The sequence below is a fragment of the Microbacterium resistens genome, from assembly GCF_031456305.1.
Lineage (GTDB): Bacteria > Actinomycetota > Actinomycetes > Actinomycetales > Microbacteriaceae > Microbacterium > Microbacterium resistens_A.
In genome coordinates, this window is the sequence record NZ_JAVDUM010000003.1 from 228107 (window position 1) to 253605 (window position 25499).

General features: G+C 71.1%; 27 protein-coding genes. 11 read left to right on the plus strand and 16 right to left on the minus strand.

What is annotated here, in order from left to right:
- Positions 1-7 precede the first annotated feature (7 nt).
- From metX to J2Y69_RS04925, 3 genes are all read right to left on the minus strand, one after another.
- Complete coding sequence (metX, locus tag J2Y69_RS04915) at positions 8-1216, minus strand: homoserine O-acetyltransferase MetX (RefSeq protein ID WP_310018147.1); 1209 nt, start codon at positions 1214-1216, stop codon at positions 8-10.
- Between the two features lie 136 nt (positions 1217-1352).
- Positions 1353-2675, minus strand: coding sequence for a bifunctional o-acetylhomoserine/o-acetylserine sulfhydrylase (locus J2Y69_RS04920; RefSeq protein WP_310018149.1), 1323 nt, complete (start codon positions 2673-2675; stop codon positions 1353-1355).
- Between the two features lie 151 nt (positions 2676-2826).
- The gene (locus J2Y69_RS04925) at positions 2827-3723 is read right to left on the minus strand and encodes an AraC-like ligand-binding domain-containing protein (RefSeq protein WP_310018150.1); all 897 of its coding nucleotides are present in this window, start codon (positions 3721-3723) and stop codon (positions 2827-2829) included.
- A 272-nt stretch (positions 3724-3995) separates the two neighbouring features.
- Between J2Y69_RS04925 and J2Y69_RS04930 the strand changes: the two genes are divergently transcribed.
- The 4 genes from J2Y69_RS04930 (at position 3996) to J2Y69_RS04945 (ending at position 7455) form a co-directional block, all read left to right on the plus strand.
- Positions 3996-5321, plus strand: coding sequence for a WD40 repeat domain-containing protein (locus tag J2Y69_RS04930; RefSeq protein ID WP_310018152.1), 1326 nt, complete (start codon positions 3996-3998; stop codon positions 5319-5321).
- A gap of 150 nt (positions 5322-5471) precedes the next feature.
- Positions 5472-6257, plus strand: coding sequence for an SDR family oxidoreductase (locus tag J2Y69_RS04935; protein ID WP_310018154.1), 786 nt, complete (start codon positions 5472-5474; stop codon positions 6255-6257).
- A gap of 2 nt (positions 6258-6259) precedes the next feature.
- Positions 6260-6949 carry a uracil-DNA glycosylase gene (locus J2Y69_RS04940; protein WP_310018156.1) on the plus strand — a complete coding sequence of 230 codons (690 nt, stop codon included), beginning with the start codon at positions 6260-6262 and terminating at the stop codon, positions 6947-6949.
- A complete protein-coding gene (locus J2Y69_RS04945; protein WP_310018158.1) occupies positions 6946-7455 on the plus strand; it encodes a GNAT family N-acetyltransferase in 510 nt (169 codons plus the stop codon). Before J2Y69_RS04940 ends, J2Y69_RS04945 begins: the two co-directional genes overlap by 4 nt.
- A 6-nt stretch (positions 7456-7461) precedes the next feature.
- On the opposite strand, the gene J2Y69_RS04950 is transcribed toward J2Y69_RS04945, so the two are convergent.
- The 6 genes from J2Y69_RS04950 to J2Y69_RS04975 form a co-directional block, all read right to left on the minus strand.
- Positions 7462-8256, minus strand: coding sequence for an ABC transporter ATP-binding protein (locus J2Y69_RS04950; protein WP_310018161.1), 795 nt, complete (start codon positions 8254-8256; stop codon positions 7462-7464).
- On the minus strand, positions 8253-9053 hold the full coding sequence (locus tag J2Y69_RS04955; RefSeq protein ID WP_310018163.1) for an ABC transporter ATP-binding protein: 801 nt from the start codon (positions 9051-9053) through the stop codon (positions 8253-8255). Before J2Y69_RS04955 ends, J2Y69_RS04950 begins: the two co-directional genes overlap by 4 nt.
- On the minus strand, positions 9050-9925 hold the full coding sequence (locus J2Y69_RS04960; protein WP_310018165.1) for an ABC transporter permease: 876 nt from the start codon (positions 9923-9925) through the stop codon (positions 9050-9052). Before J2Y69_RS04960 ends, J2Y69_RS04955 begins: the two co-directional genes overlap by 4 nt.
- The gene (locus tag J2Y69_RS04965; RefSeq protein ID WP_310018167.1) at positions 9922-10872 is read right to left on the minus strand and encodes an ABC transporter permease; all 951 of its coding nucleotides are present in this window, start codon (positions 10870-10872) and stop codon (positions 9922-9924) included. Before J2Y69_RS04965 ends, J2Y69_RS04960 begins: the two co-directional genes overlap by 4 nt.
- A 19-nt stretch (positions 10873-10891) precedes the next feature.
- Positions 10892-12412 (minus strand): ABC transporter substrate-binding protein, encoded by a 1521-nt coding sequence (locus tag J2Y69_RS04970; protein WP_310018169.1) that lies wholly within the window; start codon positions 12410-12412, stop codon positions 10892-10894.
- 190 nt (positions 12413-12602) lie between these two features.
- Positions 12603-13526: an alpha/beta fold hydrolase gene (locus J2Y69_RS04975; protein WP_310018171.1), complete on the minus strand. Its 924-nt coding sequence runs from the start codon at positions 13524-13526 to the stop codon at positions 12603-12605.
- A gap of 185 nt (positions 13527-13711) precedes the next feature.
- Between J2Y69_RS04975 and J2Y69_RS04980 the strand changes: the two genes are divergently transcribed.
- From J2Y69_RS04980 to J2Y69_RS04990, 3 genes are all read left to right on the plus strand, one after another.
- Entirely contained in the window at positions 13712-14179 is a 468-nt protein-coding gene (locus tag J2Y69_RS04980; protein WP_310018173.1) for a carboxymuconolactone decarboxylase family protein, read from the plus strand.
- The gene (locus tag J2Y69_RS04985; protein WP_310018176.1) at positions 14176-14880 is read left to right on the plus strand and encodes a tyrosine-protein phosphatase; all 705 of its coding nucleotides are present in this window, start codon (positions 14176-14178) and stop codon (positions 14878-14880) included. Before J2Y69_RS04980 ends, J2Y69_RS04985 begins: the two co-directional genes overlap by 4 nt.
- A gap of 66 nt (positions 14881-14946) precedes the next feature.
- Complete coding sequence (locus J2Y69_RS04990; protein ID WP_310018178.1) at positions 14947-15417, plus strand: SIP domain-containing protein; 471 nt, start codon at positions 14947-14949, stop codon at positions 15415-15417.
- A gap of 81 nt (positions 15418-15498) precedes the next feature.
- Here the strand turns inward: J2Y69_RS04990 and J2Y69_RS04995 are convergent, their stop codons facing one another.
- From J2Y69_RS04995 to J2Y69_RS05010, 4 genes are all read right to left on the minus strand, one after another.
- Positions 15499-15984: a Fe-S oxidoreductase gene (locus tag J2Y69_RS04995; RefSeq protein ID WP_310018180.1), complete on the minus strand. Its 486-nt coding sequence runs from the start codon at positions 15982-15984 to the stop codon at positions 15499-15501.
- Positions 15981-16793: an arginase family protein gene (locus tag J2Y69_RS05000; protein WP_310018182.1), complete on the minus strand. Its 813-nt coding sequence runs from the start codon at positions 16791-16793 to the stop codon at positions 15981-15983. Before J2Y69_RS05000 ends, J2Y69_RS04995 begins: the two co-directional genes overlap by 4 nt.
- 117 nt (positions 16794-16910) lie before the next feature.
- Positions 16911-17654 (minus strand): PspA/IM30 family protein, encoded by a 744-nt coding sequence (locus tag J2Y69_RS05005; protein ID WP_310018184.1) that lies wholly within the window; start codon positions 17652-17654, stop codon positions 16911-16913.
- A gap of 81 nt (positions 17655-17735) precedes the next feature.
- Positions 17736-19757 (minus strand): TPM domain-containing protein, encoded by a 2022-nt coding sequence (locus tag J2Y69_RS05010; RefSeq protein WP_310018186.1) that lies wholly within the window; start codon positions 19755-19757, stop codon positions 17736-17738.
- 169 nt (positions 19758-19926) lie between these two features.
- On the opposite strand from J2Y69_RS05010, the gene J2Y69_RS05015 reads away from it, so the two are divergent.
- The 3 genes from J2Y69_RS05015 to J2Y69_RS05025 are packed head-to-tail and all read left to right on the plus strand — an operon-like array spanning position 19927 to position 22512.
- Positions 19927-20772, plus strand: a complete 846-nt coding sequence (locus J2Y69_RS05015) for a DUF3097 domain-containing protein (RefSeq protein ID WP_310018189.1) — start codon at positions 19927-19929, stop codon at positions 20770-20772.
- A gap of 26 nt (positions 20773-20798) precedes the next feature.
- Positions 20799-21530 carry a tRNA (guanosine(46)-N7)-methyltransferase TrmB gene (gene trmB, locus J2Y69_RS05020; protein WP_310018191.1) on the plus strand — a complete coding sequence of 244 codons (732 nt, stop codon included), beginning with the start codon at positions 20799-20801 and terminating at the stop codon, positions 21528-21530.
- Positions 21531-21582: 52 nt separating this feature from the next.
- Positions 21583-22512: a DUF4436 family protein gene (locus tag J2Y69_RS05025; RefSeq protein ID WP_310018193.1), complete on the plus strand. Its 930-nt coding sequence runs from the start codon at positions 21583-21585 to the stop codon at positions 22510-22512.
- Between the two features lie 141 nt (positions 22513-22653).
- Here the strand turns inward: J2Y69_RS05025 and J2Y69_RS05030 are convergent, their stop codons facing one another.
- Positions 22654-23550: an AraC family transcriptional regulator gene (locus J2Y69_RS05030; RefSeq protein ID WP_310018195.1), complete on the minus strand. Its 897-nt coding sequence runs from the start codon at positions 23548-23550 to the stop codon at positions 22654-22656.
- A 37-nt stretch (positions 23551-23587) separates the two neighbouring features.
- Positions 23588-23797 (minus strand): hypothetical protein, encoded by a 210-nt coding sequence (locus tag J2Y69_RS05035; protein ID WP_310018197.1) that lies wholly within the window; start codon positions 23795-23797, stop codon positions 23588-23590.
- On the opposite strand from J2Y69_RS05035, the gene J2Y69_RS05040 reads away from it, so the two are divergent.
- Positions 23796-24884, plus strand: coding sequence for an Lrp/AsnC family transcriptional regulator (locus J2Y69_RS05040; protein ID WP_310018199.1), 1089 nt, complete (start codon positions 23796-23798; stop codon positions 24882-24884). The genes J2Y69_RS05035 and J2Y69_RS05040 overlap by 2 nt on opposite strands.
- 9 nt (positions 24885-24893) lie before the next feature.
- On the opposite strand, the gene J2Y69_RS05045 is transcribed toward J2Y69_RS05040, so the two are convergent.
- The gene (locus J2Y69_RS05045) at positions 24894-25442 is read right to left on the minus strand and encodes a TetR/AcrR family transcriptional regulator (protein ID WP_310018200.1); all 549 of its coding nucleotides are present in this window, start codon (positions 25440-25442) and stop codon (positions 24894-24896) included.
- Between the last annotated feature and the right edge of the window lie 57 nt (positions 25443-25499).

Below are 25499 nucleotides of genomic sequence, written 5' to 3' on the forward strand. Positions count from 1 at the left end.
GGCCGGCTCAGGCGTCGAGGAGCCGGCGAAGGTGCATCCCCACCTCATCGGTCTCGATGAGGAAGCCGTCGTGCCCGAAGTCGCTCGCCAGGACGACGGCCTGGGCGCCGTCCAGGGTGTCCGGGATCCCGCGGGCGATCCGATGCTGCCCGTCGACCGGGAACAGCCGGTCGGTGTCGATCCCGAGGACGAGGGTGGTCGCGGTGACGCGCTGCAGCGCGTCCTCCACTCCGCCGCGGTCGCGGCCGACGTCGTGGGAGTTCATCGCCTCGACGAGGGTCAGGTAGCTGTTGGCGTCGAAGCGGCGGGTGAACTTGTTGCCGTGGAAGTCCAGGTAGCTCTCCACCGCGAAGCGTCCGCCGTGGCCGAGCGGGGAGACGCCGGACTGCCAGGAGCGCTGGAACCGCTGGTTCAGCTCGATCGGGCTCCGGTAGTTCAGCAGCGCCATGCGCCGGGCGAGGGCGAGGCCGCGGTGCGGGCCCTCGCCGACCGCGGCGTCGTAGTACTCGCCGCCGGCGAAGCGCGGATCCATCCGCACGGTCTCCAGCTGCACGAAGTTGAGGGCGAGCTGATCGGCGGTGGTGACCGGGGGAGAAGACAGGATCGCGAGCCTGGTGACGCGCTCCGGGTGCCCGACCGCCCATTCGAGCGCGTGCATCCCGCCCATCGAACCGCCGATCACCGCCCCCCAGCGCTCCACTCCGAGGGCGTCGGCGAGGCGCACCTGCGCGGCGACCTGATCCCTGATCGTGAGGTACGGGAAGCGGGAGGCCCACTCGTAGCCGTCCGGGGCGATGCTCGCAGGACCCGTCGAGCCCTGGCAGCCGCCCAGGATGTTCGGCGCGACGACGAACCAGCGGTCCGTGTCGATCGCGGCCCCGGGGCCGACGACGTCGCCCCACCAGCCGCTCGTGGCGTGGCCGGGCCCTGCCGGGCCGATCACATGGCTGTCGCCGGTGAGCGCGTGCAGGATCAGCACGGCGTTGTCGCGGGCGGCGTTGAGCTCGCCCCAGGTCTCGTAGGCGATCCGGATGCCGGGAAGCTCCTGGCCGCCCTCGGTGCGGAACGGACCGGAGGCCGCGAAGCGGCGATCTCCGGCGGGATCCCCATCGCGCCAGGCCCCCGTCGCCGGAGGTCGGGCGCGCAGCAGGCGGGCGTCCTGCTCCGTCACCGGAGCCGAGGGCACGGTGTCCTCGGAGGTCGTCTGCCAGTCCATGTCTCCATTCTCGCCTGCACGGCGACCCGGCGGAGGCACGTTACGCGGAGGCCGGACGCACGGATGCCCCGGATCGGTGATCCGGGGCATCCGTGCTCTCTGAGGAGGAGAGGGCTCTCGCGAGAGGAGAGACGCGTTAGGCGCGAGCGGATTCCGACACGGCACGCGCGGCGGTCAGTGCCTGCTCCAGGTCGGCCTTGAGGTCCTCGATGTTCTCCAGGCCCACCGAGAGCCGGACGAGCCCGGGGGTGACGCCGGCGGAGAGCTGCTGCTCGGGCGTGAGCTGCGCGTGGGTCGTGGAGGCCGGGTGGATGACGAGCGAGCGCACGTCGCCGATGTTGGCGAGGTGGCTGAACAGCGTGAGGCTGTTGACGAACTCGCGTCCGGCCTCCACGCCGCCCTTCAGCTCGAAGGAGAGCACCGCGCCGACGCCCTTGGGGGCGTAGCGGTTGGCGGCGGCGTACCACGGCGAGGTCGGCAGGCCCGAGTAGTTCACGGAGGCGACGTCGTCGCGTCCGTCCAGCCACTCGGCGATCTCCTGCGCGTTCTGGACGTGGCGCTCGATGCGCAGCGACAGGGTCTCGACGCCCTGGATCAGGTTCCACGCGCTCTGCGGGGCGATGGCGGAGCCGAGGTCGCGGAGCAGCTGGACGCGGGCCTTGATGATGTAGGCCAGGCCGTCGCCCACCGCGGCCGTGTAGCTCGCGCCGTGGTACGAGGGGTCGGGCTCGGTGAGGCCGGGGAACTTCTCCACGTTCTCGGACCAGGCGAAGCGTCCGCCGTCGATGATGACGCCGCCGATCGTGGTGCCGTGCCCGCCGAGGAACTTCGTCACCGAGTGGACCACGATGTCGGCGCCGTGCTCGAACGGGCGGATCAGGTACGGGGTGGCGATCGTGTTGTCCACGATCAGCGGGACGCCGTTCTCGTGGGCGATGTCGGCGACCGTCTGGATGTCGAGGACGTTGATGCGGGGGTTCCCGATCGTCTCGGCGAAGAGCAGCTTGGTGTTCGGGCGGACCGCGCGGCGCCACTCCTCCGGGTCGTCCTGGTTCTCGACGAAGGTGACCTCGATGCCGAGCTTGGCGAGGGTGTACTTGAAGAGGTTGTAGGTGCCGCCGTAGATCGAGCTGGAGGACACGAAGTGGTCCCCGGCCTGGGCGATGTTCAGGATCGCGAAGGTGGACGCTGCCTGCCCGCTGGAGAGGACGAGCGCTCCGGTGCCGCCCTCGAGGGCGGCGAGGCGCTGCTCGAGCACATCCTGCGTCGGGTTCTGAATGCGCGTGTAGATGTTGCCGAACTCCGCCAGGGCGAAGAGGTTCGCGGCGTGGTCGGCGTTGTCGAACACATACGAGGTGGTCTGGTAGATCGGCGTGGCGCGGGCCTTGGTGACCGGATCCGGTGCGGCACCCGCGTGGATCTGCGTGGTCTCGAAACGCCAGGAGTCGGGTGCGGACATGGTTCTCTCCCTGTCGGGACGGGCACCCGGGGAAGGATGCAGAGGCGGGGGTGGAGCGCTGGGCCCGGTGGAGTGCCGGTATGACAGACAGTACGGAATCCGGCTGCTGTCAACAACGCGGGGGAAATGTGACGTAACACCCAGTGCTCCCTCATATGCGGTGCGTCCTGGGCGCCGACGCCGTGGCGTCCTGCTGCCGCCGGATGGCCGTCCGCATCTGCCGGGCGGAGGAGAAGCCGGAGCGGTCGGCGACGCGTTCCAGGATGCCCCGCCCGCCGCTCGGGCTCGCATCGAGGAGCGCCAGCGCCGCGGCCACCCGTCTGCTCTCGATCTCCTGGCGCGGGGTGCTCCGCGCGGCGGTGAAGACCTGATGGAGGTAGCCGCGGGAGACGGCGAGGCTCCGGGCGATCCCGTCGGCGGAGAGGTCCTTGTCGCGGAAGCGCTCGCCGATGTCCGCGATCGCCCTCTGGAAGATCACCGCCTGCGCCGGAGTCAGCGCGGATGGCGCACCCGTCGAGTCGGCGATCGCGGCGGCGACGATCCCGGTGAGCGCATCAAGCAGATAGGGGCTGCCGGGGCCTTGTGCCATCTGCAGGTTCGTGCTGATGACGTTCGTGGTCGTGGCGATCAGGTCGGCATGGCTCGTCCGTATCGGGACCGCGGTCGAGAGGTGCTCCGCGAACTCCGCGTGCCGAAGGAGCGGCGCGCGCAGGTGCCATTCGACGCGGGCCCAGAGAGCGCGGTTCTCGGTGCGGATCGTCAGAGACCCGTCGAGCACGATCAGCTGGCCCGGCCGGAGGGCGATGTCCTGTCCTTCGACGAGGAGGGAGGCGTCGCCGTCGATGCCGAGGATGACGCGATAGCCCTCCGTTCCCCGCGCCGGTGGGTGCGAGGTCAGGACCGTCGGGGTCGTCCAGAGCCGAGCGACGCCCCAGGAGTCTGCCTGGGCGCGCTCGACCGATGCGCGGGCGGGCGGGCGGGGCCCGGCCTCCCATCCCAGCGCGTCGAGGTCTCGCAGGTTCGGGTCAAAGGGCGGGGGAGTGGGCATTCCATGCTTTCCTCGGGGGTCGACGCAGATGGGGGGAACGCCACTGTGCCCGCATGGGGTCGGCCGCAGTGGATCAAGTCTCTCGGCAGAGAGAGCGCGCGGCGAGGATCTGATTGTCGACAAGACCGAAATGACAGCCAAGAACGACCGAAATGGCAGGAACCTGGCTCGCTGCGCGGATGAAGCGGCCCTTCCCCGGTCTCACTAGTAGACGCACCCGGCGATCTGTCGGTGGTGCGATGACTTGGTTGTCAATGAGGGGATTGAAGTACGTGGACAACGACAACGCAATGAAGATGGCCGAGGAGGGCGACGCTCTCACCGGCGTGCCGCGGCGGACGATCGTGAAGGGTGCGGCGTGGTCGATCCCGATCATCGCGGCGGCCGTGGCGGTGCCGGCGTATGCCGCATCGGGGGACAAGAAGCTGACGTTCGGGCCGGTGTCCGGGTGTGCGGCCGTGGGCGCGCAGACGTCGCTGACGCTGACGCTGGCGAACCCGGCAGCCGGCGATACCGCGGTGGTGAGCCTGGTGGGTACGGGGTACACGTTCGCTGACGGTTCGACGACGATGACGGTGCCGGTTGCGACGGGCACGGCGACCGTGGTGGTGAAGAACGTGACGGGTGCGGGGAACGTGACCGTCCACGCGGTCCTCACGGGGGCGCCGGCGGTCACGGCCGACGCGACCGTGAAGCCGAGCTGCACGGGTCCTGGCGGGACGGTCTTTGCGAACGTCGGCGACTACGATGCCGCTGAGTCGGTGAACGGCAACCTGTACGTCACGGGAAACTATCCGACCACTGCATACATGACGGTTCTCAACGCAGCCACGGGAGCAGTCGTTGCGAACTGGGACATCGCAAGCCAGCTCCGTGGCCCCGGGGCTGTGTCACCGGGATACTCAGCGCAGCCGTATGACGTTGTCGCCTCGCCCGATGGCACGAGGGTGTACGTGAGCTACGCCGGCCACGGCAGCATGAACGGAGGCTTCGACAACGGGGTCCTGATCCTCGACGCCGCAACAGGCGCCCTGATCCAGCGGATCGAGACGGGCGGTCTCGGTGGCGATATGCACGGCGGTGCTACCGCGGGGAGAGGGCTTGAGCTGAGCGCGGACGGGACTCGACTGACCAGCCTCGGCGGGCTCAGCGCCAAGGTCATCGACACGGCCACCGGAGCGATCCTGCGAGACATCCCGGTCCCGACAGTGGAGCTCTCCGGGACGGTGTCGCCCGACGGCGCAACGCTCTACCTGCCTTTCGGTGGGGACGGCAACGACGTCGATGTCGTGGACGCCGCGACCGGTACTGTCATTCGCACGCTCGTCAACGTCTCCATCGGACAGGGAACCAACGCAGGGCACCTCGCCATCTCGCCTGACGGGCGCACGCTCTACAGTCACAACGGATCGACGCTTATGGCGACGGACATCGCCACGGACACCGTGGTCAGTACTCACACCCTGCCGCAGTTCACCGGTCCTGCGGGCCCCGAGAACTTCCCGCAGGACATCGGGATCTCCCTGGATGGGACTCACGCATGGGTTCCATACGCCGGCTACTTCCAGAACCCGAAGCTCATCAAGGTCGATCTGTGACAGGTCGACCGTTTGACCGTCAAAGCAACCTCCTCGATGCCCTGACGATCGGATGAGGGAGGGGCGCGAGCCCCACCTCCCCTCCGACGCCTGTGACGACTCCGCCCGCGCCGCCTCGGCGGCCGGGCGGTTTCGTCGTACGGTGGGGGCATGGTGAACAGACGAGCTGTGGTGACAGGGGCGAGCACGGGGATCGGCGAGGCGACCGTTCGCGCACTGCGGGCGGGCGGCTGGGACGTCGTCGGCGTCGCGCGCCGGGAGGAGCGCCTCCGCGCGCTCGCCGAGGAGACCGGGTCCACGGCCTTCGCCGCCGACCTCACGGCGCCGGAGCAGGTGCGTGCACTCGCGGAGCATCTGGCCGAATCCGGACCGGTGCACGCGCTGGTGCACGTCGCGGGCGGCGCCCGGGGGACGCAGCGCGTGGAGGACGCGTCCCCGGAGGACTGGCGCTGGATGTACGAGGCGAACGTGCTGAGCGCGCAGTACCTCGTCGCCGAGCTCCTGCCGCTCCTCCGCGAGGCCGCCGATCACGGCGGACACGCCGATGCGCTGTTCCTCACCTCGACCGCAGCGCAAGTGGCCTATCCGGGCGGCGGCGGGTACAACGCCGCCAAGGCCGCGGAGTCGATGCTCGTGCGAGCCCTCCGGCTGGAGCTGAACGGAGAGCCGATCCGCGTCGTGGAGATCGCTCCGGGCATGGTCCACACGGAGGAGTTCGCCCTGAACCGGCTCGGAGGCGACAGCACCGCGGCCGATGCCGTGTACGCCGGGGTGGACGCGCCGCTGGTCGCGGCCGACGTCGCCGACGTCATCGCGTATGCGCTGAACGCGCCGGGGCATGTGAACCTGGATCTCGTGACGATGCGGCCGGTCGCGCAGTCCGCGCACCACCTCCTGGCCCGCGGACCGCTGCGCGTGCGCGCCGACGAGGACTGAGCGTGGCGCGGACTCTGGCCGAGCTCGCCGCCGACGGACTCGTCGACGAGGGCTGGGCGAAGGCCCTCGCGCCCGCAGGCCCCCTGATCGCCGAGCTCGGCGATCGGCTGCGTGCCGAGACCGCGGCGGGGCGCGGCTACCTCCCCGCCGGCGCGAACGTCCTGCGGGCGTTCTCACGGCCGCTGGACGGGGTGAAGGTGCTCATCGTCGGGCAGGACCCCTATCCGACGCCCGGTCACCCCATCGGCCTGTCTTTCGCGGTCGAGCGGACCGTGCGCCCGGTCCCGCGGAGCCTGGCGAACATCTACCGTGAGCTGGAGACCGATCTCGGCATCCCGCCGGCCGAACACGGGGACCTCTCCTCCTGGAGCGAACAGGGTGTCATGCTGCTGAACCGAGTGCTGACCGTGCGGCCCGGCACCCCGGCCTCGCATCGCGGCTGGGGCTGGGAGCGCGTCACCGAGCTCGCGATCCGCACGCTCGTGGAGCGGGACGCGCCGCTGGTCGCGATCCTGTGGGGGCGGGACGCGGAGGGGCTCCGTCCGATGCTCGGGAAGACGCCCGTGATCGCGTCCGTGCACCCCTCTCCGCTCTCCGCGAGCCGTGGCTTCTTCGGGTCCCGTCCCTTCTCGCGGGCGAACGCGCTCCTGGCCGAGCAGGGGGCCGAGCCCGTGGACTGGAGGGTCCTGTGACCGAGGACGTCCTGATCCGCGATGCGCTGGCGTCCGACGCGGACGAGGTCAGCGAGATCTACAACCACTACGTCCGCGAGTCCGTCGTCACCTTCGACGAGGAGGAGGGGACGCCCGCGGAGTGGCGGGAGAAGCACGAGCGCCTGCGCGGCGCCGGCCTGCCGTTCCTCGTTGCCGTCGATCGGGCCTCCGGCCGCGTGCTCGGCTATGCGCTCGCACAGCCCTGGCGCGTGAAGTCCGCCTACCGGTACACGGTGGAGGACTCGATCTATCTGGGCCCGGACGCCGCGGGGCGGGGGATCGGGCGCGAGCTGCTGGTCGCCCTCGTGGACGCGAGCCGGGTCGCGGGGCTCCGTCAGATGATCGCGGTGATCACCGGCAGCGGCGCCGAGGCGTCGATCGCCCTGCACGCGAAGCTCGGGTTCGTCGAGACCGGGCGGCTCAGCGACGTCGGCGTGAAGTTCGGACGGACGATCGGCGTGGTGCTGCTGCAGAAGGAGCTGTGACCGGCGCTACCGCTCCGGGATGACCGGGATAGCGGCGAGCAGGCGTTTCGTGTACTCGTGCTGCGGGCGGCGGAGCACGTCGTGCGTCGTGCCGTGCTCCACGATCCGGCCGTCCTTCATCACGGCGACGGCGTCGCACAGGTTCTGCACCACCCCGATGTCGTGCGAGACGAGGATCAGGGTCAGGCCGTCCGCGCGCAGCTCGGCGAGGAGCGCGAGGATCTGCGCGCGGACCGTCACGTCGAGGGCGGACAGCGGCTCGTCACCGACGAGGATGCGCGGGCGGTGGGCGATCGCGCGGGCCAGGGCGATGCGCTGCCGCTGTCCGCCGGAGAACTCGTGCGGGTAGCGTGCCGCCATCTCCGGATCCAACCCCACCTGGGCGAGGACCTCGGCGACCCTCGCGTCATAGTCCTGGGCGAGGTGTAGTGCCCGCAGGGGCTCCGAGACGATCCGCCCGATGCTCTGCCGGGGGTCGAGCGAGGCGTAGGGGTCCTGGAAGACGAGGCCCGTCTGCCGCCGCAGCCAGTGCAGGTCCCTCGCCCGCTCGCCCGCCCGGACCGGGCGGCCGTCCACCTCGACCGTCCCGGAGGAGGGGCGGTCGAGCGCGAGCAGCAGCCGGATCAGGGTCGACTTGCCCGAGCCCGACTCGCCGATGATCCCGAGCGCGGAGCCCGCCGGGACGTCGAGGTCGACGTCCGTCAGGGCGGCGGTGGTCCGCCGGGGCTGCCCCGGACGGCGCGGGGCGGGGAAGACCCGGCTCAGGCCGCGTGCACGGATCAGCGGAGCGTCGTCGGTCATGCGCCATCCTCCTGGTCGTCCTCGGGGCGCCAGAGCGTCGCCGTCGCGTCGCGGAGGAGGCCCTGCGTGATCGGGGAGGAGGGGTGGCTGAGAAGCGTGCGGACCGGGGCGTCCTCGACGACGCGGCCGTGCTCCAGCACCACCCCGTGGGTCGCCACCTGGGCGAGGACCGCGAGATCGTGGGTGATGAAGACGAGCGACATGCCCTCCGACTCCACGAGGGAGAGGAGCAGGCGGAGGATCTCGGCCTGGATCGTGACGTCGAGCGCGGTGGTGGGCTCATCGGCGATGAGCAGGCGCGGCCGGGCGGCGAGCGCGGTGGCGATCGCCACGCGCTGCCGCTGTCCGCCCGAGAGCTGGTGCGGGTAGCGGTCGATCAGTGCGGCGGGATCCGGCAGGCGGACGCGCTCGGCCTCGGCGATCGCGCGCGTACGGGCCTCCCGGCGGCCGATCCGCTCGTGGATGCGCACGCTCTCCGCGATCTGCCGTCCGACCGTGCGGATCGGGTTGAGCGCGGTCCGCGGCTCCTGGAACACGATCCCGATCTCGTCGCCGCGCAGCTCCGCGAGCTCGCGGTCCGGGAGGTTCAGGATCTCGCGGCCGTCCCACCGGATCGAGCCCGTCGCGCGGGCGCCGTCGGGCAGCAGGCCGAGCACGGCGAGGGCGGTGAGCGACTTCCCGGACCCGGACTCGCCGATGAGGCCGAGGCGGGCGCCGTCGGGGGCCGCGAAAGAGACGCCGTCGACGACGCGGCGTCCGTCGATCTCGATCGAGAGGTCCGTCACGTCCAGGGTCATGCGACCACCCCCGGGACGTGGGTGCGGGCGGCGGCGGCCCGCGGGTTCTGCCGCAGCGTCGGGTCGGTGGCCTCGCGGAGGCCGTCGCCGAGGAGGTTCAGCGCGAGCACCGTGATCGTGATCGCGAGCCCCGGCCAGATCACCGACAGCGGGTGGACGGCGATGTAGCGCTGGAGGTCGGAGAGGAGGATCCCCCAGGACGGGTCGACCACGGACGCCCCGAAGCCGAGGTAGGACAGTCCGGCCTCGGCGAGCACGGCCACGGCCATCGACCAGGAGAGCTGGACGATGAACACCGGCGCGATGTTGGGGAGGAGGTGCTGGACGAGGCTCTGCAGCGGCGTGAGGCCGGCCGCGCGACCGGCGAGCACGAAGTCGCTCTGCTGCACGCGTCGGAGCTCGGGCCGGGTGACGCGGGCGATGTTCACGCCGAAGCCGATGCCGACGGCCCAGATGACGACCCAGAGGGAGCCGCCCCAGACCGCGGAGATCATCATGGCGATGATGAGCACGGGGAAGGCGATCAGGATGTCCACGAGCACCGCGACCGCCTCGCGGATCCAGCGCGTCGTCAGTGCGCCGAGCGCGCCGAGGACCACACCGACGGCGGTGGCCACGATGCCGGCGCCGACGGCGACGAGGACGGTGGTCCGCGCCCCCGCCATGAGCAGGCTCAGGATGTCGCGCCCTGTCCCGTCGGTGCCGAGGAGGTGCGGCCAGCCGGGAGGCAGCCATCGCGCGGAGACGGCGGCCGCGCGCGGGTCGAACGGCGTCCAGAGCAGGGACAGGAGGGCGGTGAGGGCGATGACGGCGACCACGATGAGGCCGAAGCGGCCGCCTCCCGTGCGCCAGACGCGCTGCAGGGCGTTCATTCCGCCTCCCGCTGACGGGGGTCGATCGCGTGGTGGACGAGATCGACGAGGAAGCCGATCACGAGCACGAAGCCGGTGAGGACGAGCAGCTCGCTCTGGACCTTGACCAGATCGCGCGTCCCCACGTCGGTCACGAGCATGCGTCCGATGCCGGGGAGGGTGAACAGCTGCTCGATCACGACCGAGCCGACGACGATGCCGGCGACCTGGAGTCCCAGCACCGTGACGATCGAGAGGCCGACGGCGGGGATCCCGTGCAGCACCAGGGCGCGGTTGCGGGTGAGCCCCTTCGCCGCGGCGGTGCGGACGAAGTCCTGTCCCGCGGCCTGGAGGGTCGCGCTGCGCACGAACCGCAGGAGCATCGCGCCCTCCACCACGCCGATCGTGAGGGCGGGCAGGAGCAGCGATCGCAGCGCGGCGCCGGGGTCGGCCCATCCGTTCCGTGGGAAGCCCTGGGCGGGGAGCCAGCCCAGCCAGACCGCGAAGACGACGACGAGCATCATCCCCGCCCAGACGACCGGCACCGCGGCGAGGGCCTGCGCGGCGGTGCTCACTGCGGTGCCGGCTGCCCGGCCGCGGAGCATGGCCGAGAGGATGCCGAGGGGGATCGCGATCACCAGGGCGATGAGCAGCGAGAGGACGCCGAGGGGCACGGTCACCTGAGCCTTGAGCCCGATCTCCTCGGCCACCGACGCCCCGCTCAGCTGGGAGGTGCCGAGGTCCCCGCGGAACAGGCCCCCGATCCACTCGCCGTACTGCAGGAACAGGGGCCTCGTGAGCCCCAGCGACTCGCGGATCGCGTCGACCTGTGCCGGCGTCGCCTTGTCCCCGGCGATCAGCTGGGCGACGTCGCCGGGGAACACCCGCAGGGCGAGGAAGATGACGACGCTCGCGACGAGGAGCCCTGCGATGAGCAGGGCTCCTCTCGTGAGCGCGTACCGGATCACGCGGGTCGTCGTCCCTGGGCTACTTGGCGACGGTCACATCGAGCAGGTCGATGCGCGAGTTGATCGAGTCCTTCGGGAAGCCCGAGACACCGGGGACGAGCGCCGTGATCGTGGCGCCGTTGTAGAGCCAGTCCGCGGCGTGGTCCTCGGAGACGATGCGCGCGGCCTGGGCGAGCAGCGTCGCGGACTTCTTCTCGTCGAGCTCCGCGAGGGCCTGTGCGTACAGCTTCTGCACCTCGGGGTTGTTGTAGCCGAAGTAGTAGTCCGGGTTGGCGAAGTTGCCGAAGTCGCGCGACTCGACATGCAGCACGAAGCTCAGGTCGTAGTCGTGGTTCTTGTAGACGTCGTCCAGCCAGGCGGCGAACTCCACCGAGTTGACCTTCAGGGTGACGCCGACCTTCTGGAAGTCGGAGACCAGCACCTGCGGCACCGTGGTGCCGTAGAAGCTCGGGATGGTGAGCGTGAGCTCCAGCTTCTCGTGCCCGGCCTCCTTGAGCAGCTGCTTGGCCTTCTCCGGGTCGTAGGGCGCGACGGAGGAGAGGTCCTCGTAGCCGGGGTCGAGCTCCGGGATCGGCCCGTACTGCGTGGAGCCCGCCCCGACGGCCTCGACCAGGGCGTCGTGATCGATCGCGAGTCGCAGCGCCTCGCGGACGCGCTTGTCGTCCAGCGGCGCCTTGGCGTTGTTGAACGCGAGCGTCCCCTTGTCGGTCGTGCGGCCGGTGGTGAGGGCGAACTGCCCGCTCTTCTCCAGCTGTGGGGCGAGGTTGGGGTCGACGGCGGTGAGGACGTCGAGGCTCCCGTCGAGGGCGGCGTTCACGCCGGCGGTGAAGTCCGGGATGTAGTCGAAGACGACCTCGGCGACGCCGGCCTTCTTCTCGCCCCAGTACGCGTCGTTCCTGGCGAAGGTGATCGAGCTGCCCTTGCTCCAGTTCTTGAGCGTGAAGGGGCCGGTGCCGTTCTCGGCGTCCTTGAGGTCGGTCGTGTCGCCGCTCGCGTAGACGAGGCCGGCGACCCCGGTGAGGGAGAAGAGGAAGTTCTGGTTGGGCGCGGTGAGGGTGATCACGACCGACTTCGCATCCGGTGCCGCGATCGATGCGATGCCGGCGAGCTCCGCGTGCCCCTGGAGGGTGGCGTCGTCCTTCACCGCTTGGAGCGAGGAGACGACGTCGGCGGAGGTCAGGGGCGCGCCGCTGTGGAAGGTCACGCCGTCGTGCAGGGTGAAGGTGTAGGTGAGACCGTCCGCGGAGACGTCGTACTTCTCCGCCAGGCGTTCGGTGACCTTGTTGTCCTGCGTGCGGGTGACCAGGCCCTCGTAGACGTTGCCGACGAGGATCTGCTCGAGGGCGGCGCCGCTGGTGCGGCGGATGTCGAGGTTGGTCGGCTCGAGGACGAGGCCAACGGTGAGGGTCGCGTTCGGGTCGGGCGTCCCCGTCGCGGTCGGTGCGGGGGAGTCGGAGGAGGGGCCGGCGCAGGCGCTGAGGGCGAGCGCGGCGGCGGCGAGGCCGGTCAGCAGGGCGAGGCCCCGGAAGCGGCGGGTCATGGGTGTTCCTCTCGGTGCAGGACGATGCGGGTGCTGTGCATGGTGCGGGCGAAGACGGTGTCGGATGGAGTGTGTGTGAGTCGGGTGCGGTAGGTGTCTGTCGAGCCTAGGGGCGTCGTTCGCGGGCCGGTCGGTGGTCCGGAACGGAGCGTCACAAAGGGGGTGAGGGATGGGACGGCGGAGCGGTCCTTCAGGGGCGGTTCTCCGCGACGTGCGCCCTGACGAGGTCGGCGAGGTCGGCGGGCGAGGTCTCCTGCGCGTTGTGCGGAGCGTCGAGCGTCAGGACACGGGCCGCGGGGACGCGGCGGGAGAACTCCTCCGCGTCCGTCTCGGACACGAACCCGCGGAGGGCGCGGACGAGCGTGATCGGCGCGGTGACAGCGGCGAGGTCCTCCCAGCCGTCCTCATGGAGGATCTGGCCGGGGGCGGCGATCGAGCCGGGGCTCGTGTCGGCGGCGAACGCCTGGGAGGCGAGGCGGGCGAGGTGGTGCTTCCACTCGACCCGGCCGTCGGGGCGGATGCGGGTGTTGAGGAAGACGCCGCGCTCGGTGTTCTGCCGCGAGCCGCCGAGCCCGAAGGACAGCGCGTGCTCCACGACCTCGTCGCGCGACGCGAAGTCGGTGACGGCGTAGAAGGCCCGCAGGGCCGCCGGTCCTCCGCTGGCGTCGATCCCCGGCGTGATGTCGACGATCACCGCGGCACGGACCAGATCGGGCCGTTCGGCGGCGAGCGCGGCGGCGGTGAGGCCGCCGAGGGACTGTCCGACGACGACCTGCGGCGCATCGGCCCAGGCGTCGATGGCCGCGGCGACGTCGGCGGCATGGGGGCGGGCGGAGTAGTCGAGGTCATCGCGCCAGGAGGAGTCGCCGTGGCCGGCGAGGTCGATCGCGAGCGCGGGGAGCCCGAGCGCCAGGATCGTCGGGTCCCAGGTATGGGCGTTGAGCCCGGCGCCGTGGAGGAAGGTCGCCACCGGCGGGCCGTCGCCGAAGCGGAGGGCGCTGAGCGTCCGCTCGTCCGGGAGGGTGAGGGAGATCCGGGTGACGGGAGGCACGGAGACGCCGAGCGCGGTGGCGTGATCGGCGAGGAAGGAGAACTCGGTGGTCTCGATAGGCACGTCCTCATTGTGCGCCCGATTCGCGGCGAGCGAGAAATGCGGGAGCAATATGACAAGTAACAATCGGATTTTGCATGGTGAAACGATGATCAAAGCAAGAAACAGTTGTGCGATCTGAATTTCGACCGCTGATCGGGGGTGCGGACGTCGGCCCTCCTGGGGGTGCCCGTCGGTAGGCTGGAGCCATGAGCGAGACGCGTGTGCACCTGTCCAGGACCGAGCCTGCCGCGTACCGGGCGCTGGACGCCTTCTCCACCACCGTCAACGAGGTCTGCCGGGAGAACGGCATCGAGGATCGGCTCAAGGAGCTCGTCCTCATCCACTGCTCCCAGCTCAACGGCTGCGCCTACTGCACCCGCATCCACGTCGATCGTGCGGTGGAGGCGGGAGTGGACGCGGACACGCTCACGCAGATCCCCACCTGGCGGGAGTCCGGGGTCTTCTCGGATCGCGAGTGCGCGGCGCTCGAGCTCGCGGAGGCGTACACCTTCATCCACGAGGACGGCATCCCGGACGAGGTCTACGACCGCGTCGGCAGCGTGTTCACGGAGAAGGAGTACGCGGCGCTCAGCTGGGCGTGCGTCTCGATCAACGCCTTCAACCGCATCGTCATCGCCGGACGCTATCCGGTGCCTCCGCGCGAGGGGAGATGACGATCCTCGACGTCGCCGGCGCGGTCAATCTGCGCGACGTGGGCGGCATCTCAGTCGGCACCTCCCGAGTCCGCGAGGGAGTGCTGCTCCGATCGGGGCAGCTGGCGGGGCTCACCCCTGAGGGGAGTGCGTCCCTCCGCGCACGGATCCGACGGGTGGTCGATCTCCGCGACGACGCCGAGGTCGCGCGCGAGCCGTCGGCCATCGGTGACGTGCCGGTCACGCGCATCCCGCTCCTCCTCGGCTCCGTCGCGTCGCTCTTCACGACGGACATGAGCCTGGAGGGCATGTACGCGCACCTCGTGCAGGATGCAGCGCCCCGGATGGCGGACGTGATGCGCGTCATCGCCGTGGGGGATCCGACGCTCGTGCACTGCACGGCGGGCAAGGACAGGACGGGCGTCAGCGTCGCGATCGCGCTCTCCGCGGTCGGCGCCGATCGGGAGGCGGTCATCGCGGACTACGCGCTCACCGAGTCGCTGCTGCCCGCGTCCCGCCGCGAGTCGATCGTCCGGTATCTGAGCGCGAGGCATCCCGACGCGCAGCACGCCATCGCCCTCGCGGTCACCTCGCCCGCCCCCGTGATGCGTGCCCTTCTGGAGGGGATCGACGAGCGGCACGGCTCGGTGGCGGAGTATCTGCTCGCGTCCGGGCTCTCCCCGGCGGAGCTGGACGCCCTGGGCGCCGCGCTCGTGGAGTGAGCTCCGCGTCCGCCGGGGCAGATGCAAGGTTAGGCAACCCTATTCCGGTGCTATCCTGGAATCACCATGACCACCACCGCCGTCTCGACGACCACGCGCGCACAGCGCCGTGCGTCGCGCCGTCCGCAGGCGCAGCACCTCATCACCGCGGACGAGCAGGGGCTCGCGGAGCTGGAGGCCGTGCTCGCCACGCTTCCGATCTGCGCGGTCGGCCGGGTCTTCATCGAGGTCCCCGAGGCCGCGGACATCGCGCCGATCTCGGCGCCGCAGCGGATGACGGTCACGTGGCTGACCCGGGCGACCCGATCCGGCGCTCCGGGAACGGGCCGTCGGTGCGTGCCAGGGGAGGCGCTGGCCCGCGCGGCCAAGGCCTGGGCCGATGAGATGGTCTGCGGCGAGGACGCGCTCCCGCCGCGTGTGACGCTCCTCGGCGGATTCCTCGGGACCGCCGATATCGTCGAGCACCTGATCGCCCGCGGCGTCGATGCCGCAGCCATCGACGCACCCGCGCGGTACGGCCTGCTGACCTCCCGCTGAGCGGGATCCTCGACAGCCCGGCGCTCTACGACAGCCCGGCGCTCTACGGCAGTCCGGCGCGGCGGTCAGGCGTCCTGGTGGTCAGGCGTCCTGGCGCGCCGTCACTCGCGCGCTGCCGCCGCGTCGGCGCGGCAGATAGTTGCCGTCCTCCAGGCCCGCCTCGATCTCGAAGCGATTGCGCAGCGGATCGCGTCCGGCCAGCAGGTACAGCACCGGCATGAGGAATCCGTACCGCAGCCACTGCTCCTTGTGCACGGCCTCGTGCCGGAGCACACGCTCGTCGGGGGCCGCGTCCCCGGTCAGATAGCAGCCGCCGACGCAGACGCCGCCGCGACCGAAAGTCCACTCCGGCATCCCGCGGAAGATCCGGAGCCCGTTCCTGCGCTCGATCGGCCCGGTGCTCCAGAGCGTTCCCCAGGCCCAGCCCACCGCCGTGCCCCAGAGGTAGCCCAGGCGGCTGAGGGGCGAGCGGAGCAGGAAGGCGGGAAGGCGGCGGTCGAAGCGCCGCCCGCGCGCGAGGATCTCCTCGGCCGCGCGGAGCACGTCCTCGGGAGGCGTGGACCTCACGCGACCGCGCCGATCAGGCGGAGGACCGCCCCGAGGTCGTCGACGGCGCTCGCCGGAGTGCGCGGTGCGAATCCGGCGATCGTCGCCCCGGCGATCGGGAGCCGGTCGCGGAGGGCGCGGATCGCGGTGGTGAGGTCGGCTGTCCGCACGCCGAAGGGCGCGGGGGAGGAGACCCCCGCGAGCTCGGACGGATCGAGCACGTCCACATCGATGTGCACGTACACGCGGGAGGCGCCGGTCGCCGCCACGGCGTGCGCGAGGCCGTCCGGATCGGCGAGGTCGTCCACGCGCCCGATGCCCGTCTCGTCGATGAACCGGCTCTCGGCCTCATCGATCTCGCGAGCGCCGACGAGCACGACCCGGGAGGGGGCGATGCCGCCTCGCCCGGGGAGGGGCGAGGCGGCATCGGCCAGGATCGCCCGCAGGGCCATGCCCGAGTACGCGCCGGAAGGGGAGGTGTCGGGGGAGTGCAGGTCCGGGTGCGCGTCGCACCAGACGACGGCGACGTCGTCGAGCCCGTCCGGGAGCGCGGAGACGGCGCCAACGCTCACTCCGCAGTCGCCGCCGATCACGACGGCCGGCTCATCGGCGCCGGCGAGCGCCTCCTCGATGAGCTCTCTGGTGCGCCGGAGGCTGCTCAACCGGTTCACCGACGTGCCTTGCGCGTCTCCGGCCTCGAGCGGGACGTCCAGGACGACGGTCCGGCTCCGGGGCAGATCGTCGGCGATGGCCGATGCCCCCTCGGTGAGGAGCATCGCCCGGGGTGCGGGCGAGCCCTGCCACTGCGGGACGACCAGGAAACGGGTCATGATGTCCTCCGCTGTCGGAGAGTGTGCGGGAAGAAGGAGAAGGGGGCGGATGCCGTCGGCCGGGCCGTGGCATCCGCCCCCGTTCGGAGGATCACGCGCGGATGTCAGCGCGCAGGATCAGTCCGCTTCGATGGCCGCCTTCGGCGCCGTCGGACCGGCCTTCAGCTCGGCGAGACGCGCCTCGACCTCGGTCAGCTCGCCGAGGTCCTCGAGACCCTCGAACTGCGCGTCGAGCGAGGACGCGGCGATCTCGGCCTTGCCCTGGGCGATGGCCTCCTGGCGCCGGATCTTGTCCTCGAAGCGGCCGAGCTCGCTCGTCGGGTCGAGCACGCTGATCGAGCCAACCGCGTCCTGGACCTTCGTCTGGGCCTCGGCGACCTTCGCGCGGGCGAGCAGCTCGCTGCGCTTGCCCTTCAGCTGCTCCAGCTTCTCCTTCATGCCGTTCAGCCCGCCCTTGAGCTTGTCGACGATCTCCGTCTGCTGGGCGATCTGCGGCTCAGCGGAGCGCGCCTCCTTCTCGGAGCCGATCTGACGCTGGAGGGCGACCTTCGCGAGGCTGTCGAACTTGTCGGCGTCGGTCGTGTTGCCCGACGTGCGCAGCTCATCGGCCTTGCGGCTCGCGGCGAGGGCCTTGTTGCCCCACTCGGCGGCGGACTGCACGTCCTCCTGGTGGTCGCGCTCCAGAAGACGCAGGTTGCCGATGGTCTCGGCGATCGCCGACTCGGCGTCCGCGATGTTGTTGGTGTAGTCGCGAACGAGCTGGTCGAGCATCTTCTGCGGGTCCTCGGCGGAGTCGAGGAGCGAGTTGATGTTGGCCTTCATCAGGGTCGAGATGCGGCCGAAGATCGACTGCTTGGTCATGGCTTTTCCTTTCGATGGAAGATCAGGGCGTTGAGTCGTCGTGGTTGGATCGTAGAACGACGGAGCTATGAGTCGGCACGGCTAGAAGCGACCACCTCCGGAACGGCCGCGAGAACCGCCGAAGCTGGACGGGCTGAATCCACGACCGCCGCCGCTGGAGCGCCAGCCGCCGGAGGAGCCGCCCCCGCGGTACCCTCCGCCGCGACCGCCGGAGCCGCCGCCGGCGAGAATGCCGCCAATGATCCCGCCGAGGATGTCTCCGGCGAAGCCCCCGCCCCCGCCGCCTCCTCCGCCGAAGCCCCCTCCGCCGAAGCCGCCGCCAGAGCCGAAGCCGTTGACGTCGTTCTGCGCGGCGGTGATGGCCTCGCGGGCGAGCGCGACCGCGCGCTCCGCGGACCGCTGGGCCTGGACCGGATCGGCGTCGCGGGCGGCCTCGGCGCGGCTCAGCTCGGCGGATGCCTCGGCGACGCGCGTGCGGGCGGTGGCGCCGACCGCGCCGCGCCGGGTTGTGATGAAGTCGTTCGCGGACGAGACCTCGGCGCGGGCCTGGAGGATCGTCTGGTCCAGGATCTGGGCGGCGCGCGCCGCCTGCTGCTGGGCGTCGCGGATCCGCTCGACGGCGGAGTCGATGCGGGTGTTCGCGGCGCTCAGCGCTTCGAGCGTCGCCTGCGGGCGTCGAGCGGTGCCCGAGAGGTCGGCGCCGGCGGCGTCCAGCTCCGCCCTGGTCGCGGCGGCGATCTGCTGCAGCTCCGGAGTGGAGGGGAGGGCTGCGGCGCCGGCGAGGTCGCTCTCCAGGTCGGCGATCAGCGCGCGGGCCTGGTCCTCGGCGGCGGCCAGCGCCTCCCCGAGGGAGCCGATCGCCTCCGAGAGCTGCTGGGCCTGGACGATGCCCTCCTCGGCGGTCCTGATCGCGAAGGCGGCCTCGCCGCGCTGGCCGGCGGCGAGCTTGGCGCTCGCATCGGCGAGGGCGGTGTCCGCGAGCTGGAGACGACTGCGCGCCTGCTGCGGATTGTCCGCGACGGTGCGCAGCGCCGTCGGGTCGTAGCCCGCGGCGAGGCGTTCCAGTGCCGCGGGTGCCGCGGTGACCGCCGCCTCGACCTGCGCACGGTGGGCTGTCGCCTGCTGGAGCGCCTGCTCCGCGTTCTGCTCCAGCTTGCGCAGGGCGTCGAACGCCTCGACGTTCGCGTCCAGAGCCGTGTCGGCCGCGGCGCAGAGCTCGATGATCCTGATGTGCCAGGCGCGTCTCTGCTCGGGGGTGTCGGGGATCTCGTCGTCCAGTTGCTGCTTCAGGGAAAAGGCCTCGTCGAGGCGCGCCTTGGCCTCGGCGACGACCTGGGTGAAGGAGGAGGTCGCCGCGTCGCCGAACTGGGCGGTCGCGAAGCCGAGGTCCTCCGTGCTCGACGTGATCGCGTCGTCGGTCTGCACGAGAGCCGACCCCGCCCTCTTCCCGAGCTCGTCGTCGGTGATCCCGGCGTAGGGATCGGCCGGACCGACCTGTCCGCCGGCCGTGCCGCCGCCGCCGGTGACCCTGCGCCGCCGGGCACGGACGAGCAGCCAGATGATGATCCCGGCCGCGATCACGACGATGAGCACGATGACGACGGTCACGACGCCGCCGTCACCACCGCCGGAGGATCCGGCGCCGCCGAAGCCGTCGGCTGCGGTCGACACGGCGTCCGCCCACCGGTCCTGCTGGAGGTCGGGGAGCATGGACTGCTCGATCTGATCCAGGCGGGTGTCGCTCACGGGGCCGGCGGAATCGGCGGAGATGTAGTACTGACGTGACTGCGTCGCGATCGCGAGGAGGTACTGGGAGGACCCGAGGCCGTTGCTCCGTGCGACCTCGTCGGCCCACTGCTGGCGGTCCGCGGGGTCGGTGAACGAATCGACGAAGACCACGAACAGCTCGACGTGCTGCTCCCGGCTGAGGGTCTGGAGCCGGTCGTCGAGCGCGGCGGCGTCCGAGGTGCTCAGCACCCCTGATCGATCCGTCACGAACCCGCTGTCGAGCGTCACCGGGGACGCCGCCGAGGCGGGACCCGCGAGAAACACCCCGAACAGCGCCAGCAGTAGACCTGTCGCGACAGCCAGACGTGCCCGCATTCTCGCTCCTCCGGGGAGGTCGCATCCCCAACGGCGAGTCTATTCACACGACTCGTGCCGTCGGTAGCGTTGCCGTGCAGCCCAGAGCGAACGACGCTCCTCATCCGCGTCGATCCCTGTCCCGCGTCGATCCCGGCGACAGGTCGGACCCGCTCCTAGGCTGGACGGGATGGACGACAGGTACGGGACGGACGCGCTGGCTCCGGGATGGCGTGAGCGCGGGACGAAGAAGGCCGTGGACGTTGCCGCTGACCGCGACCTCGTGGTCGAGGTCGCGGTGGACGGGTTCTGCGGGGCGGTCACCCGCGTCGACGGCGGTTACGTCGAGCTCGAGGACCGGGGCGGACGCCGGCGGCTGTTCCCGCTCGGGGCCGGTTTCATGATCGACGGCGAGCCGGTGCGGCTCGTTCCGCCGCGGGCGCAGCAGACCGGGAGACAGCGGACGGCATCGGGCTCCTTCGTGGTCGCCGACCAGCGTGCCAGGGCCGCGCTGCCGAGTCGCATCCTCGTGGAGGGGCGCCACGACGCCGAGCTCGTCGAGAAGGTGTGGGGGGACGACCTGCGCCTGGAGGGCGTGGTCGTCGAGTATCTCCAGGGGATCGACCTCCTCGACCAGCTCCTCGCCGAGGAACCGCCGAGCAGGGCGCGACGCTACGGCGTCCTGGTGGACCACCTGGTCCCCGGATCGAAGGAGACCCGGATCGTCGAGGGGATCCTGCGCGGCCCGCATGGTGCGCATCTCCGGATCGTGGGACATCCGTACATCGACGTGTGGCAGTGCGTGACCCCTGCGGCCCTCGGCATCGCCGCCTGGCCGCAGATCCCTCGCGGCACGGACTGGAAGACCGGCATCTGCCGCGCCTTCGGGTGGCCCGCCAACAGCCAGGCCGACATCGCACACGCCTGGAAGCGGATCCTCTCCCGGGTCTCCAGCTACCGGGATCTGGAGCCCTCGCTCCTCGGACGCGTCGAGGAGCTCATCGACTTCGTGACGGAGCCCGTCGGGGCACGGTGAGCGCGGTCGCCCCGTACCCTGGAGGGATGTCAGAACCCCGCACTTTCCGCGACGAGCCGGTGTCCTTCGTCCGGCGGAGCGGTCGCATGTCCGAGGCGCAGGAGCGCGCGTTCGTAGAGCTCGCGCCGCACTACCTCGTCGATGTGCCCCGCGATGTCGCCTGGACCTCGGTGCATCCCGAGGCGCGGTTCGACCCCGCGGCACGGTACGGCCGGGAGGCCGCGCTCGTGGTGGAGATCGGCTCGGGCCAGGGGCACGCGATCGTGGCGGCGGCGGCCGCACGGCCCGACACCGACTTCCTCGCGGTCGAGGTGTTCCGTGCGGGGCTTGCCCGGACGATGCTGGACGCCGATCGCGCCGGTGCGCGCAATCTCCGGCTGATGGAGGCCAACGCTCCGGAGGTGCTGTCCTCGTTCCTCCCGGAGGGGGCGGCCGACGAGGTCTGGGTGTTCTTCCCCGATCCCTGGCACAAGAAGCGGCACACGAAGCGGCGGCTGGTGCGGCAGGGATTCGGTGCGACGGCCGGACGGGCGCTCCGAGACGGGGGACTGCTCCGTCTCGCGACGGACTGGGAGGACTACGCCCTCCAGATGCGCGAGGTGCTCGACGCCGAGCCCGATCTCGAGCGCGCCTTCGACGGGGAGTGGGCCGAGCGCTTCGACGGCAGGGTCATGACGGCGTTCGAGCGCAAGGGCATCGCCAAGGGCCGTGCGATCCGTGACCTCGTCTACCGCAGGGTGACGGGCGTGCGCGACTGATAGCGTCGAAGGGGCGTCCGGCCCTGTCCCGGTGCGCGGGAGGGTGCGGGCGGTGAGCGGTCGGAGCGGTCAGCGGGTCGTCCGTCGGTTCCCCCTCTTCATCGTGATCTGCGCGGTGGTCTTCGTCGCCCTCTACGCGGTGGTCGTCTTCCTCTACGCGCAGGGCGGCAAGACCGACGAGGGAACGGCGATCGACAATCGCACACCCGGGCTCCACGTCATCCTCACGCCGCGCGAGATCGACGCCGCAGGCGACCGGATCCGCTTCGACATGAGGTTCGGCGAGGGCAGCGACAGCTCGTCGCTGGTGACGAGCGACGGCTTCACCGTGATGCGGGACTTCCAGCTCCTCCTCTCCGCGTCTACGGCGGGCGACGGCGCGATCATCGACTTCGAGAAGGGGCGGCAGGTCGCGCCCACCTCGGTCTGGCTGCGCACCTCGGGGACGATCGAGAGTTGGCCGTTCGATCGGCATCCCAGTGAGACCACGGTCATCGTCTCGGCGTCGAGCGCCGGCGGGACGGAATCGGAGGCGATTCCCGCCGACATCACCCTTGGCCCCCACCACGTCCCGGGGTGGGGTGTCACGATCCACTCGGAGGTCGAGGGTGTGGTCGATGGGACAACGATGACGATCAACAAGTACGTGATCGAGACGCACCGTGCGACGGCAACCATCGTCTTCGGGATCGTCCTGCTCGCGCTCATGGTGATCATGCCCGTGCTGGGCCTCACGGTCGCGATCATGGCCCTGCGGGGGAAGCGGCGCGTGGAGATCGGCTTCTTCACCTGGAACGCGGGGATGCTGTTCGCCACCCCCACGCTGCGCAACTTCCTGCCCGGGCAACCGCCGGTGGGCTCGTGGGTCGACTATCTTGTCGTGCTGTGGGTGATCGCCGGCCTCATCCTCTCCCTGCTCATCAGCGTCGTCGCCTGGTACCGATGGGGGAAGCCGCAGCCGGGCCTGCCCGTCGTGCGCTGATCACCCCTGCCCGGGGCGTGGCCGTCCTTCCGGTGCCTCTCGCCGTTCGAGACAGGGCGGTAGCCGTTTGCGACAGATCTGAAGCTCTTCGGGACCTGCTTTTGGTATCCCAGAGAAGAGTGGATTCCGATGAACGAGAGCTCAGCGCGAAGAGCGGGTCCGTCGGTACTCCCTGGGCGTCGGCAGCCCGGCCTTCACGAAGGCGCGGTACATCCCGCTCGCGGTCTCGAACCCTGCGCGCTGGGCGACCTCGGCATTCGTGAGGGAACGGCTTTCCGGGTCTCGCAGCAGCCTGACCGCGTTCTCGACGCGACGCGCACGCAGGGCCTCGACCGGTGTGGTCCCGTTGTCGCGGAAGGCGCGTTGGAGGGTTCTGGGGGAGACGCCGATCTCGTCGGCGAGCTCGGCGATGCCGAAGGCGAGCTCGGGGGCCTGCGCGTCGAGGACGGCCATCGCGGCCTCGTAGGTCGTCGCGAGCGGAGGAGGGGTGGTGCTCGCCAGGCTCCCGCGGCGCTCCAGGAGCAGGGTGCTCACCGCCTCGACGCAGAGGCGCTCGAGATGTCCGCCCGGCCCCGAATCGAGGATGGCCGGCGAGTCCGTGAGCGCCTGGAGGAGGGCGACGACGTGGGGCAGGAGGGACTGATCCCTCGGGTCGATGACGCCCCAGTCGGCGTCCAGCCTCCGGACGGACGAGACGAGCCGGGGGAGCGGCACCACGAGGACCGTGCCGGCGACGGCGCCGTCCCAGCGGAGGAAGGGATCCGTCGGCCGTCCGATGCCGGCGATGTAGCCCGCCTCGGACGGACCGATCGACCCGAGAACTCTGGTGCCCTGGACGATGTCCATCCGTCCGGCGGCGAGGGCGACGAATCCCAGCCAGCCCCGCGGCTGCGCGATCAGCGGGCCGAGGTCGGGGACGCGGAGGGTCGCGAGGATGGTCGCGCGTCCGGCCGGAGGGCCGTCGGCGTCGTCGGAGGCGGATTCCGGTTGAAGCAGGAAGCGCCGGTCCCGGATGGTCGCGAAGACGCGTTCTGGCATGTCGAGTTCCTCCCCATGACTGTCGTCGATCGGTGTGTCATCGGCGATCTGCGTACGTCGGAACGGCGCGCACGGCGCCGTTCGTCGGCGTCGGCGCCTGCAGCGACGGGCAGGATCCCCCTGCGTCGTCGTGTTTCGTGTTCGGCACGAGTCGGGTTCCGTGCCGGAGGAGCACCGCGGCATAATGAGTGCTCCCGCCCACGTCCGGGCGTCGTCGGGCGACGAGCAGATCGATGGGCGAGGTCATGACGTTAGCCGGTGTGGATCGAGCGTTCGTCCAGGCGCAGCTATTCGGCGCGACAGAGCTCTCCGCGCTCGGATCCGGACATCTGCGGTTCTCCGACGACGACCTCGCCGTCGTCGCGGCGCTCCAGCACGCACCGCGTGCATCCTGGCGCGAGATCGGGGAGACGCTCGGTGTCTCGGCGAGCACGGCTGCCCGTCGATGGGACCGGCTCGTCGCCTCCGGGCTCGCCTGGATCACCGCCTATCCGTCCTCGCGGTTCGGCGCGGTCGCCTACGTCCGCATCCAGACGACGGCGGCGCGGTTCCAGGCGGTCGCGGTGGAGTTCGCGATCAGTCCGTTCGTGTTCTGGCTGGAGCAGACCGACGGCTCGGGTGCCCTCTTCGCGGGGGTCGCGGCACGGTCGTTCCCACGACTGCGCGAGATCCTCGACCTGCTCGCCGAGACGCCGGGTGTCCTGTCGATCACCTCTTCCCTCTCCGTCAGCACGATCCGGGAGGGGGACGAGTGGCTTCCGGACACGGTGCGCGCGCCCGTGGCGTCGCGCATACGCGAGGCCCAGACGGCGGACGGGGGAGCGGTCGCCCGATTCAGCGACGCCGAGCTAGCCCTGTTCGAGGAGCTGTACGTCGACGGGCGGGCGAGCTACACGCGGCTCGCCGCGCGAAGCGGGATGTCGGAGCGCACGGTCCGGCGGTGGCTGCCGGAGCAGCTGGAGTCCGGGCGAGTGCGGGTGCGGTGCGACGTAGCCAGGGAACGGCTCGGCTATCAGCTGGGCGTGCTCGCGACGATCGACGCGGGCCGGAACTGGGAGAGCCTCGCCCAGGCCGTCCTTCGCTGGTCGTCGACGCGGATGATCGCCTACACCAGCGGATCCTCGCCGCTGCTGCTGCACTCCTGGGTGCGCAGTCCCGGCGAATGGCTGTCGATCGAGCAGCGGATCCGCGAGATCCAGCCGGCCACGGCGATCACGGAGGTCACCTTCACCCTGCGCTCCCTGAAGCGCTTCGGCCAGCTCTTCGCCCCGGACGGCACCACGAGCGGACAGGTGCGGCTGGCGCGGCCCAGCGGCACGGGCTCCGCCACGTGAGTCGCGCGGCTACGCGGTGCTGTCGGCGTTGGCGATGAGCTCGCGGAGGGAGTCCACGACCCGTCTCCGCGCGACACCGGTGAGCGGGGCGAGGTCGAGGACGTCGGCGAGCCAGATGCCGTCCACGGCGAAGCGCACGATGGCCGCGACCTGGGCGGGGATGCCGTCGTCGTCGAGACGCGCCTGCCACTGCCGATAGCGCTCGCGCAGCACGGCCATCCCCTCGGGGTGGACGACGGATGCCGCGAGGAGGGCGACGACGGGCTGGGTCGCCGGGCCGCTGGAGTGCGCGGCGGAGCGCAGGTAGGCGGTGGTCGCGGCGCGAGGGGCGTCGCCCGCCGCGGCGATCAGCGCGTCGAACGAGGAGACGTAGCGGTCGACGAGCCCCGCGATCAGGAGCTCCTTCGAGGCGAAGTGGTAGAAGAGGCCGCCCTTGCTCACGCCCGCCTCCCGGGCGACGGCCGCGATCGTCACGCCGTCGCCGCCGTCCCGCAGGAAGACGCGCCCGGTCGCGTCCAGGATCCGGTCCCGCGACTCCTGTGCCCGATCACTCACCATGGCGATCCCTCCGTTCCTCTCCGTGTACTGTACCGGGTGACCGGTAGAAAACCGGAC